Annotated in this window: 8 protein-coding genes; 4 read left to right on the forward strand and 4 right to left on the reverse strand. The window is 72.4% G+C overall.

Going from position 1 to position 10,607, the window contains the following annotated elements:
* Nucleotides 1-24: 24 nt before the first annotated feature.
* Nucleotides 25-1,116 (reverse strand): PAC2 family protein, encoded by a 1,092-nt coding sequence (locus BH719_RS02015; RefSeq protein ID WP_009743066.1) that lies wholly within the window; start codon nucleotides 1,114-1,116, stop codon nucleotides 25-27.
* A 144-nt stretch (nucleotides 1,117-1,260) separates the two neighbouring features.
* On the opposite strand from BH719_RS02015, the gene BH719_RS02020 reads away from it, so the two are divergent.
* The 3 genes from BH719_RS02020 (at nucleotide 1,261) to BH719_RS02030 (ending at nucleotide 6,987) form a co-directional block, all read left to right on the forward strand.
* Nucleotides 1,261-3,597, forward strand: coding sequence for a HelD family protein (locus BH719_RS02020; protein WP_009743068.1), 2,337 nt, complete (start codon nucleotides 1,261-1,263; stop codon nucleotides 3,595-3,597).
* A 173-nt stretch (nucleotides 3,598-3,770) separates the two neighbouring features.
* Nucleotides 3,771-4,979, forward strand: coding sequence for a phosphoglycerate dehydrogenase (gene serA / locus BH719_RS02025; RefSeq protein ID WP_009743069.1), 1,209 nt, complete (start codon nucleotides 3,771-3,773; stop codon nucleotides 4,977-4,979).
* A gap of 166 nt (nucleotides 4,980-5,145) precedes the next feature.
* Complete coding sequence (locus BH719_RS02030) at nucleotides 5,146-6,987, forward strand: AMP-binding protein (protein ID WP_009743070.1); 1,842 nt, start codon at nucleotides 5,146-5,148, stop codon at nucleotides 6,985-6,987.
* Nucleotides 6,988-7,133: 146 nt separating this feature from the next.
* Here the strand turns inward: BH719_RS02030 and nrdR are convergent, their stop codons facing one another.
* Nucleotides 7,134-7,664 carry a transcriptional regulator NrdR gene (nrdR, locus tag BH719_RS02035; RefSeq protein ID WP_034219037.1) on the reverse strand — a complete coding sequence of 177 codons (531 nt, stop codon included), beginning with the start codon at nucleotides 7,662-7,664 and terminating at the stop codon, nucleotides 7,134-7,136.
* 199 nt (nucleotides 7,665-7,863) lie between these two features.
* Nucleotides 7,864-8,307 carry a LysM peptidoglycan-binding domain-containing protein gene (locus BH719_RS02040; protein WP_034255147.1) on the reverse strand — a complete coding sequence of 148 codons (444 nt, stop codon included), beginning with the start codon at nucleotides 8,305-8,307 and terminating at the stop codon, nucleotides 7,864-7,866.
* Nucleotides 8,308-8,499: 192 nt separating this feature from the next.
* On the opposite strand from BH719_RS02040, the gene lexA reads away from it, so the two are divergent.
* Nucleotides 8,500-9,177, forward strand: a complete 678-nt coding sequence (gene lexA, locus BH719_RS02045; RefSeq protein ID WP_009743073.1) for a transcriptional repressor LexA — start codon at nucleotides 8,500-8,502, stop codon at nucleotides 9,175-9,177.
* 64 nt (nucleotides 9,178-9,241) lie between these two features.
* Here lexA and BH719_RS02050 read toward each other — a convergent pair whose 3' ends face one another.
* Complete coding sequence (locus BH719_RS02050; RefSeq protein ID WP_009743074.1) at nucleotides 9,242-10,438, reverse strand: hypothetical protein; 1,197 nt, start codon at nucleotides 10,436-10,438, stop codon at nucleotides 9,242-9,244.
* Nucleotides 10,439-10,607 lie beyond the last annotated feature (169 nt).

Here is a 10,607-nt window from a genome sequence, read left to right on the forward strand (position 1 = left end):
CCCCTCAGCCCCGTCGGTCCGCCGTCAGGCCCGGTGCCTGGGGGCGCGCGTCCCGCCGCCGTTCTCGCCCCTGCGGCGGGCCTCCACCCGGGCCAGGACGTCCTCGAGGGTGTCGGGGCGCGCGGACTCCTCCGTTGCGGACGCGGCCGCCGCACCGCGGGCATGGGGGGCTCCCTCGCCGACGGCCACGTCCTTCGCGCGGGTCACCTGCGCCAGGTAGGCCTCGATGACATCGCCGATGTCCTTGGCGGACTTGGCGTCCTCCGCGGCCGTCGCGGTGGCGCGCTTGCCCAGGGAGCTGAGGGGGATCGCCCCTCCCTGGCCGCTCCATGCGTCGTAGTGCTCCTCCAGCGCGCCCACGGTGTGGGAGATCTCCGGGTTGTCCTCGACCAGTTTCTCGATGGCCTCCTGGTCCTGGGCGGCGCCCTGCTCCAGGTCGCCGACGGGCAGGGACAGGTCCGCGAACTTCGACAGGGAGCGCAGCAGGGCGCTGGCGGCCGCCGGGTAGCCGGTGTCGGACATGTAGTACGGGACCGCGCCGAGCAGGGCGATGCCGCCGATGCCGCGCTGGGCGAGGCGCACCTGGATGAAGGTCGACAGCGGCGAGGGGAACTGCATGTAGTTCGCCATCTGCGTCTGGTCGGGCAGCAGGGACGAGTCGGTCGCCTGCACGTGGACGGGGGTGGGGCGCGTGTGGGGGACCCCGGAGGGGACCCCGTGCAGCGAGAACGTGATCTCCACCCCGGACCTCTCGGCTATGTGCCCCACGGCGCGCGCGAAGGACTCCCAGCGCGCGTCCGGCTCGGCGCCGTGGAGCACCAGGATGGGGTGGCCCATGTCGTCCTCGACCAAGTCGAGCACGATCTCGGGGACCCGCACTTGCGTGGACACCCAGTTCTCCACGGTGGTGACCGGGCGGTGGGAGCGGTAGTCGATGAGGGCGTCGGGGTCGAAGGTGGCGACCCTCTCGTTGTGGAGCGAGCGCAGCATCTGGGCGACCGCCATGCGGCCCGCTCCCCCGGCGTCGATCGCCCCGTCGAAGTGGATGAGGAGGATCCTGGCTTTCGCCCCCACGGCAGGGCCGTCGGCGTAGAGATCGTGCGCTGTCAGATCCATCGTGCCTCCACTACCAGTTCTTCCGTCACTTCTTCACTGTCAACGCTACCCGTATGGGGGCGCCCGCGTCACCCGGTGTCCGGTTTTGAGCTGGTGGCGTAGTCGGGCCCCGGGATCGCGCAGGCGGCAGCGGATCGGAGGAAAATGCGAGACAATGGGGGGCCCGGGATCGACTGGCAGGAGGACGCCTTGCACACGCAGACCGCCGACGCGCCGCGCGTGCGCTCCCCCCTGCCCGAGCAGGACTTCGTGGACGGCGCGTACCGGCGCCTCGACGCCCTGCGCGCCGCGTACCGCGAGCGCCAGGCGAGGGCCCACTCCGCCCACGGCGCGGGCAACGCGCAGGCGTGGACGGAGCGCGAGGCCCTGTCCCAGCACCTGGGCGGCATGGCGGCGCGCCTGGAGGGCGTGGAGGAGCGCCTCGTCTTCGGGCGCCTCGACATGAAAGACCGCACGGTCCGCCACGTGGGGCGGATCTCCATGTCCACCGACGACGGATCGCCCCTGCTCATCGACTGGCGGGCCCCCGCGGCGCAGCCCTTCTACCAGGCGACGCCCGTGGAGCCGGGCGGTGTGGTGCGCCGCCGCCACATCACGACGCGCCAGCGCACGGTGACGGCGCTGGAGGACGAGCTGCTGGACGCCTCCGACCCCCACGGCCAGGACTTGGAGCTCGCGGGCGAGGGTGCCCTGATGAGCGCGCTCAACGCGGCGCGCGAGGGCAGGATGAGCGACATCGTGGCGACCATACAGGCCGAGCAGGACGAGATCATCCGCTCGCCCCACCGGGGCCTGGTGGTGGTCCAGGGAGGGCCCGGCACGGGCAAGACGGCCGTCGCCCTGCACCGCGTCGCCTACCTGCTCTACGCCCAGCGCGAGCGGTTGGAGCGCTCCGGCGTGCTCCTGGTGGGCCCGTCCCGCATATTCCTGCGCTACATCGAGGCCGTTCTCCCCTCCCTGGGCGAGACGGGGGTCGTGTCCAGGACCATGGGGTCGCTGGTGCCGGGCGTGAGCGCCACGGCGGTGGAGGACCCCGCCCTCGCCCGCCTCAAGGGCCTGCCCGCCTGGGCGGGGATCCTGCGGGAGGCGGTCCGGCGCCTGGCGCGGCTGCCGGAGCGCGACCAGGAGCTGCGCGTGTGGAACCGCCGGGTCGTTCTGCGCCGCTCCGACGTCGATCGCGCCAAGCGCCACGCGAAGCGCTCCGGCCGCCCCCACAACGTGGCGCGCGAGGGCTTCGCGCGCGAACTCATGGACGTGCTCGCGGTGCGCCTCGCCAAGGAAGCGGGCGGCGCGGACTCCGAGGGTCGCGTCGGCAAGGACGAGAAGAGCGCGTGGCTGGCCGAGATCCGCGACTCCGTCGATGCGCGCAGGGCGATCAACCTGGCGTGGATGCCGACGTCCGCGACGACCCTGCTCGGGCGCCTGTACGCCAGGCCCGAGGTGCTCGCCGAGGCGAACAGGCGCGCGGGGTCGCCCCTGCGCCCCGACGAACTGCGGGCCCTCGCGCGCCCGCGCTGCCGGGCGTGGACGGTGTCGGACGTGGCCCTGATCGACGAGCTGGAGGAGCTGCTGGGGCCCATGCCCGATCCGGGGGCGGCGCGCGCACGCCAGGACGGCGCCGCCGATGTCGCCCGCGCCCAGGCCGCCATCGAGTCCCAGGGCCTGGGCGGGGGCATCGTCACCGCCCAGATGCTCGCCGAGTCCGCCTCCGCGCAGGAGGGGTGGGCGCCCCTGGCCGAGCGCGCTGCGAACGACCGCACGTGGGCGTACGGCCACGTCGTGGTCGACGAGGCGCAGGAGCTCACGGCGATGGAGTGGCGCGCGCTGCTGCGCCGCTGCCCGTCGCGCTCGTTCACCGTGGTGGGCGACCTCGACCAGGGGCGCGGGGCGCGCAGGCCCGCGTCGTGGGAGAAGGCACTGGGGCCGGCGGCGCGCGCCCTGGAGAAGGAGTACGTGCTCACAGTGTCCTACCGCACGCCCCGGGCCCTCACGGAGCTCGCCCAGGCGGTCGTGGCGCGCGCGGGCTCACCGGTCATGTACCCGATGCGCGCGGTGCGCGACGTGCCCGACTGCTACTCGGTGGAGCGCGTCGACGCCGCCGGGGCGTCCGAGGGCCCGCTGCCGCCCCGCGAGCGCGATCCCCTGTGGGGTGTCTCGCAGGGCGCCGTCCGACGGGCGGCTTCGCGCCTCGACGCCTCCGACGGCCCGGGGGCGGGCCGTATCGCCGTCATCGTAGGCGCCCGGCGCGCCAGGGCGTGGGGCGCGGACGCCGATGGCGACTCGGCCCTTCAGGACCGGGTGGGCGTGCTGTCGGCCGGGGCGGCCAAGGGGCTCGAGTTCGACTCCGTGGTCCTCGTCGAGCCCTGCGAGATCCTGGCCGACGGCGTCGGGGACCTTTTCGTCGCCCTCACGCGCGCCACCCACGACGTGCGGGTCGTCCACTCGCGCCCCCTGCCCGCGGGCATGGAGGAGTGGGCCTGACCCCCAAGGCGGCCGCGCCGCAGAGCGGAGCGCACCCGCTTCGTCCACGCCACTGCCGATAGGTCGGACCGCACCTGTTCCCCGTCCCCGGCCCCCGCCTCGTCCCGCCCCGGAGCGCGGACCCGCTGCGGACGGGTTTCGCGAACGCCGCGCCGCTCTGCCAGGATGGACCCATGACTCGCGCACTGCTCCTTGAGAACCCCCACCCCGTCGCAGACTCGGTCTTCGCCGCCCACGGCATCGAGGTCGTGCGCCACGCGGGCGCGCTCGACGAGGACGAGCTCATCGGCGCCCTCGACAGCATCGACTACCTGGGGATCCGCTCGAAGACCCATGTCGGCGCCCGCGTTCTCGCCGCCCGCCCGGGGCTGAGGGCCATCGGGGCGTTCTGCATCGGCACGAACCAGGTGGATCTGGAGGCAGCGACGCGCCTGGGGATCGGCGTGTTCAACGCCCCCTACTCGAACACGCGCTCCGTGGTGGAGCTGGCCATCGGCGAGATCATCGACCTGTCCCGCCGCGTCACGGTCCAGAACTCCCGCCTGCACCGGGGCGTGTGGGACAAGAGCGCCGACGGCGCGCACGAGGTGCGCGGGCACACCCTGGGGATCATCGGCTACGGCAACATCGGCACCCAGTTGTCCGTGCTGGCCGAGGCGATGGGGATGAACGTCATCTTCTACGACTCCGCAGAGCGGCTCGCCCTGGGCAACGCCACCCAGATGCCCACCATGGAGTCGGTGCTGCGCGAGGCGGACGTCGTCTCCATCCACGTCGACGGGCAGGAGGCGAACACGGATCTCATCGGGCGGCGCGAGTTCGCGATGATGAAGACCGGGGCGCTGTTCCTCAACCTGTCGCGGGGCTTCATCGTCGACGTCGACGCGCTCCACGAGGCGCTGTGCTCGGGGCACCTGGCGGGAGCCGCCCTCGACGTGTTCCCCCACGAGCCGAAGAAGAACGGCGACCCCTTCACCTCCGACCTTGCCCTGCTCGACAACGTCATCCTCACCCCCCACATCGGGGGGTCCACCGAGGAGGCGCAGTACGACATCGGGCGCTTCGTGGCCGCCAAGATCAGCGACTACGAGGCCAACGGCTCCACGGACATGAGCGTGAACCTGCCCAACCTCTCACTCGGGGCCGGCCCCGCCTCCCTCAGCCGCATCCGACTCATCCACGCCAACGTCCCGGGGGTCCTGGCGCGCGTCAACCAGGTCCTCGCCGACGCCGGGGCCAACGTGGACGGGCAGATCCTGTCGACCTCCGGGGCGACCGGCTACGTCCTCACCGACGTGTCCTCGCCCCTGGACGGGGCTGCCCTGGCGCGCCTGGAGGCCCTGGACTCGACGATCCGCCTCATCGTGACGCCCCTGCGCTGAGAGCCCGGGCGGGCGGAGACGGTCGGCGCGCACCGGGGCGGCCAGGGCGGGCGGAGACGCACGGCGCGCCGGGGCGGTTAGTGATGTGCGCGACTGTGCGCGGTTGCTGGCGTGATCGGAGCGAACCTACGGTAACGTAGGCACCGACCGCGACCGAGGAGGCACGATGGATCTGACCACCCAGCTGCGCTCGCTCTACGCCCCCGGCGTAGCCGCGACCATCGAGGTCCCCGAGACGACCATCCCCGCGATGGTGGAGGAGGTCGCGGGCCGCTACCCGCAGCGGGCGGCGATCGACTTCTTCTCCCGCCAGATGACCTACGCCGAACTGGTCGTCCAGATGCGCAAGGCCGCGGGCGCGCTCGCGGCGGCCGGGGTCCGCCCCGGCGACCGCGTCGCCCTCGTCATGCCGAACTGCCCGCAGCACGCCGTGGCCGTCCTCGGCGCCATGGCCCTGGGAGCCGTCGTCGTCGAGCACAACCCCTTGGCGCCCGCCGCGGAGCTGCGCGGCGAGTACGAGGCCCACGGCGCCCGCACCACCATCGCGTGGACGAAGTCCCTGGAGAAGCTGTCCTTCCTGGATCCGGGGCACACCGTGTTCGCGATGGACCTCATCCGCGCCCTCCCCCGCGCCTCGCAGTTCCTGGTGCGCCTGCCGCTGCGCGCCGCCCGGGAGCGCCGCGAGCAGTTGGCGGCCCGCGTGCCCGCCTGGGCGCGCCGCTGGGACCAGGAGGTCGCGCGCGCCGAGGCGTGGCAGGGCGCGTGCCCCGCAGCGTCGGGCGACATCGCGCTCCTCATCCACACCGGGGGGACCACCGGCGTCCCGAAGGCGGCCGCGCTCACCCACCGCAACCTCATCGCCAACGTCGAGCAGTCCATAGACTGGGTCCCCGTCCTCCACGAGGGCGCGGAGGTGTTCTACTGCGTCCTGCCTCTGTTCCACGCCTTCGGCTTCACGATCGGCTTCCTGGCCGGCCTGCGCATGGGCGCCACCATCGCGATGTTCCCCAAGTTCGACCAGGCGATGATCCTCACCTCCCAGAAGCGCCTGCCGTGCACCTTCTTCCTGGGGGTCCCGCCCATGTACCAGCGGTTGCTGGCGACCGCCAAGCAGATGGGGTCCGACCTCTCCTCCATCCACTTCTCCCTGTCGGGCGCCATGCCCCTGTCCCGCGAGCTCGCCGACGCGTGGGAGGAGGCGACCGGCGGCCTCATGATCGAGGGCTACGGGATGACCGAGGCCTCCCCCATCATCCTCGGCTCGCCGTTGGCCTCGACCCGGGCCAGGGGCGCCCTCGGAATCGCCTACCCCTCCACCGAGGTCCGCATCGTCGACCCCGAGGACCCGTCCCGCGATGTCGCGGACGGCGAGGTCGGGGAACTGCTGGCACGCGGCCCGCAGGTGTTCCCCGGGTACTGGAACCAGCCGGAGGAGACGGAGGCGTGCTTCGTGGACGGCTGGCTGCGCACCGGGGACCTGGTGCGCCTGCGAGACGGCTTCATCTACATGGCGGACCGGCGCAAGGAGATGATCAACTCCTCGGGCTTCAACGTCTACCCCTCCCAGGTCGAAGAGGCCGTGCGCACGATGCCGGGCGTGCGCGATGTCGCCATCGTCGGCATCCCCTCGTCCTCGTCGGGCGAGGACGTGGTGGCCGCCATCGTCCTCGAGGCGGGGGCCTCCGCGACACTGGCCGACATCCGCGAGTGGGCGGAGAAGTCCATCGCGCACTACGCGCTGCCCCGCCAGCTGGTCGTCATGAGCGAGTTGCCCCGCTCCCAGCTGGGCAAGGTCATGCGAAAGAAGGTGCGCGAGCAGATCACCGGGATGACGGGCGGTGCGATCCAAGCGGCCAAGGGGGCCGTTGAGGGCGCCCGGGGCGCTGTGGAGGGGGCCCGCGACGCCGTCGGGGAAGCCGCGCGCGGGGCCGCGCGGGGCGCCACTGACGCACTGCGCAGGATCACCTCGCCGGAGGACCGCCAGCAGCGGGGCCAGCAGCGGGATTGAGTCCCGGGCGCAGCGGCACGGCGCGCGGTCGGCCCCGCCCAGGGCCCCTCAGCGGGGCGCGTGCCTCGTGGACCCCGGGTGGGCGCGCCAGCAGCGGATCGACAGGGCCCACGTCGGCGACCGGGGCCAGTGTCCGCCGGGCGGCCTTAACTGTCGAGGAGCGTGGGCCCCTGCTCGGGCTCCTTCTTCTGCTTGCGCCCACGGGGGCGGCGCGGTTTGGGCGCGGTGCCCGCCTGCCGCTCGCGCAACTCCTCGATGGCCGCCGCGAAATCGTCGAGGGTGTCGAAGGCCTGGTACACGGAGGCGAAACGCAGGTAGGCGACGACGTCGAGGTCCCGCAGGAATGGCAGGATCGCTTTGCCGACCTCGTTGGTGGAGACGTTGGAGACCCCGGTCTGGCGCAGGTTCTCCTCCACCTGCTGGGCGAGCAGCGCCAACTGGTCGTCGGTGACCGGCCTTCCCTGGCACGCCTTCTTCACGCCCGAGACGACTTTGTTCCTGGAGAAGGGCTCGACCACCCCTGAGCGCTTGACGACTTGGAACGACGAGGTCTCCAGCGTGGTGAAGCGCTTCTTGCAGGCACCGCACTCCCTGCGGCGGCGGATGGAGGCGCCGTCGTCCGCGATGCGCGTATCGACCACTCGCGAGTCCGCGTTATGACAGAAAGGGCAGTGCACACTCCAACGCTACACGGTCCATCCCCACGGGCGCCACAGGCGCAACACGGTGGCGCGGTGCCGCCCCCCGGTCCCGCCCGACGGGCACCCGTTCTCGCCCAAGGGCGCCGACTGCGGAACACCGATCGGCGTCGGCACGGGATCCGCGGCCCCTCGTCCTCAGCAGACCAGCGCCACCACAGCACCGGGCCTGACCCCCTCAGCGGGCCGGGAGCACCACCACCTGCCCGACCCGCAGGGCGCCGTCGACGCCGTTGAGCCGCTCGATGTCGGCGACGACCTCGTCGAGGGGGCGGGAGGTGCGGACGGACTGCGCCAGCGACCACACGGACTCCCCCGCCGTCACGGCGTGCGTGTAGGTCGGGCCGTCATAGGCGGCGGGCCGCATGAGCGCCCCGAGCCCCGCGCTGCCCAGCAGCAGTGCGACCGTGGCCAGGGAGCCGACCACGAAGGAGCGGAGAGTGAGGGCGGGGCGGGCGCTCCTGGGACGTGCGGGAGCGCGGCGCGCCGCCGGATCCCCCAGCCCCGCCGCCACGAGCCTGCGGCGCGCAGAAGGAGCGCTGCGGATGTCGATCACCCTCGCCCCGCCGCCCACGGGCGCGCCGGGGGCAGGTGCCGCCATGATCATGGTCTGGGCACTCATGGTCTTCCTCCAATTCACACCATCGAACATCTGTTCGTCGAACATCTGTACGATACCACGACGGGGACGCGAATGGCGCGACCCGCTCGAACACGTGTTTCATCCTGGCCGGTTGTTCACCTATCCTTGATGGTGACTAGTCCACGCCATGGCACACGCATCTGCGTCGCGCCCCAGCGAGAGGAGCCAGCGGTGCCCGCCAACGAGCTCAGCCACCGGCAGGCCGAGATCCTGCGCGTCATCAACGACAAGCTCACGCGGGACGGCTTCCCGCCCTCTGTGCGCGAGATCGCACTCCGCGTCGGGCTCGCCTCGCCCTCCACGATCAAGCACCACCTCGACTCCCTCGAGGCCGGGGGGTACTTGGAGCGCCACGCGGGCCTGCCGCGCGCGCTCGACCTCACCGACCGGGCCAGGGCGGTCCTGGGAGTCGGCAACCCGCCCACGGGCGCCGGAGTGGTCACCGTCGAGGTCCCCGTCGGGCACGCCGACTCCGACTCCGGCGCGGTGCCACTGGTCGGGCGGATCGCGGCGGGCTCCCCCATCACCGCCGAGCAGTACGTGGAGGACGTCTTCGCCCTGCCCACGCGCCTCACGGGCCGCGGGGACCTGTTCATGCTGGAGGTGTCGGGCCAGTCCATGGTGGACGCGGGCATCCTCGACGGCGACTACGTGGTCGTCCGCGCCCAGGCCGACGCCCAGTCCGGCGACTTCGTCGCGGCCATGATCGACGGGGAGGCCACCGTCAAGGAGTTCAGCCGCTCGGGGGGGCACGTGTGGCTGTTGCCGCACAACGAGGACTACGCGCCCATCCCCGGTGACGGCGCCACAGTGCTCGGCAAGGTCGTCACGGTCATCCGCTCGTTGTGAGCCACCGGGGCCGTCGCGCGCACTGCGCTCACCTGCCCGCCCTCGGCGTCTCAGCGGGTTCGGGTCATTCTCCGTCCCAGTGGGGTATGCGGGGGGCGGGTTCCCATGCTTTGCTGAAGCGGCGCTTGCGGGGCATGTACTCTTTGGGGATCCAGTCGTAGCAGTTGGGGCGCTCGTAACGCCACGCCTTCCCGTTGGCGCTGATGAGGATCCCCCGGAAACCCGGGTACTTGATGAGGCACGATGCGCCGTTCTTCGCCTTCGCTTGGAACCATTCGGCCAGGAGGCCGGAGTAGGCGGGGCCCAGCCACGCCCACCACGGTGTTACGGCGGGCAGCCCCAGGAGGCGGCCCGCCTCGTCCACCACGACCACCCGCTTCGCACTGGCCTTGCGGGTCGGACGCGCGACCCCCGACCCGCAGTCGTACCCGTAGACGAGCTCGCACGTGGCGACCTCCGCCCCCAGGTCCTCGGCCGCCAGCGCCACGAACTCGCGCAACTCGTCCAAGCACGGCCTATCGTCCCTCTCGAAGGCGCTGACGGGGACCGTGCACGACAGAGTGTACAAGCCCGGGCGCCCGCAGTCCCCACCCCCCGCCGCGCCGTCCGAAACGGCACCAGCCCCGGGCTCGTGGAGCACGACATCCCCCCACGGCGGCCCGTAGCGCAGACAGAGCGCACCGCCCCCGACGACGGGCTCCACACCGGGGCGCCGCAGGGGGCAGCACTGGGGCAGATGCCGCTCCAGCGCCGCCGCCCACTGCTCCAGCGGCGCCGCCGCCGGGCCCGGGCGCCCGTACCACGACAAGTGGAGGGCGGGAGAACCCGGCTTCCGCTTCCTGTCCCACTGGCTCGGGCCCCCCGCGAAGTCGTACTCTCCGCCGACGGGGTCGGTGTAGCTGATCGCGTCCCCCTGGAAGAAGGGGGCGTACGCCCCGCCCACGCGTTCGGCGAGCCGGGCCAAGCCCGCCTCCACCTGGCGGCTGACCTCGGTCTCCTCCCCCTCCGACTCCAAATAGGACTCGTCGATCTCCGTGCTGTAGACGCGGGCCGAGCCGCCGAAACCACGCGCGTGGGCCACCCACCTGACGAAAGCGGGATTGACCGACGACGACGCCTCCGGGGCGATGACGAACCCGCAATCCCCGATCACCACATCCACCGCGCCCCCGCCCAACGCGCACACCCGCCCCCACCGCCCGAACACGGCCTCCACATCAGCGGCGCCAACCGGCCCACCAGCAATGATGTTGTACTCCATGACCCAGGACAAACCCAGCCCCCCACTCCTCACTCGTAAACGAACACCAGAACAACGCACACACCCGCGGACCGGCCGGACGCGCAACACGCCAAGCTCAGCCCCTGCCCCATTGGGGCCGGGTGCGGGCGGGCTCCCAGCCGCGCCCGAAGAGCCGCTTGCGCGGCAA

This window comes from Pauljensenia hongkongensis, assembly GCF_001746855.1.
Classification (GTDB): Bacteria; Actinomycetota; Actinomycetes; order Actinomycetales; family Actinomycetaceae; genus Pauljensenia; species Pauljensenia hongkongensis.

Excerpts from the sequence above, each read along its gene's own strand:
- BH719_RS02030 (WP_009743070.1), top strand. The coding sequence starts at position 5,146 with ATGGATCTGACCACCCAGCTGCGCTCGCTCTACGCCCCCGGCGTAGCC.
- BH719_RS02020 (WP_009743068.1), top strand. The coding sequence starts at position 1,261 with ATGCGAGACAATGGGGGGCCCGGGATCGACTGGCAGGAGGACGCCTTG.
- BH719_RS02040 (WP_034255147.1), bottom strand. The coding sequence starts at position 8,307 with ATGAGTGCCCAGACCATGATCATGGCGGCACCTGCCCCCGGCGCGCCC.
- BH719_RS02050 (WP_009743074.1), bottom strand. The coding sequence starts at position 10,438 with ATGGAGTACAACATCATTGCTGGTGGGCCGGTTGGCGCCGCTGATGTG.
- serA (WP_009743069.1), top strand. The coding sequence starts at position 3,771 with ATGACTCGCGCACTGCTCCTTGAGAACCCCCACCCCGTCGCAGACTCG.
- BH719_RS02015 (WP_009743066.1), bottom strand. The coding sequence starts at position 1,116 with ATGGATCTGACAGCGCACGATCTCTACGCCGACGGCCCTGCCGTGGGG.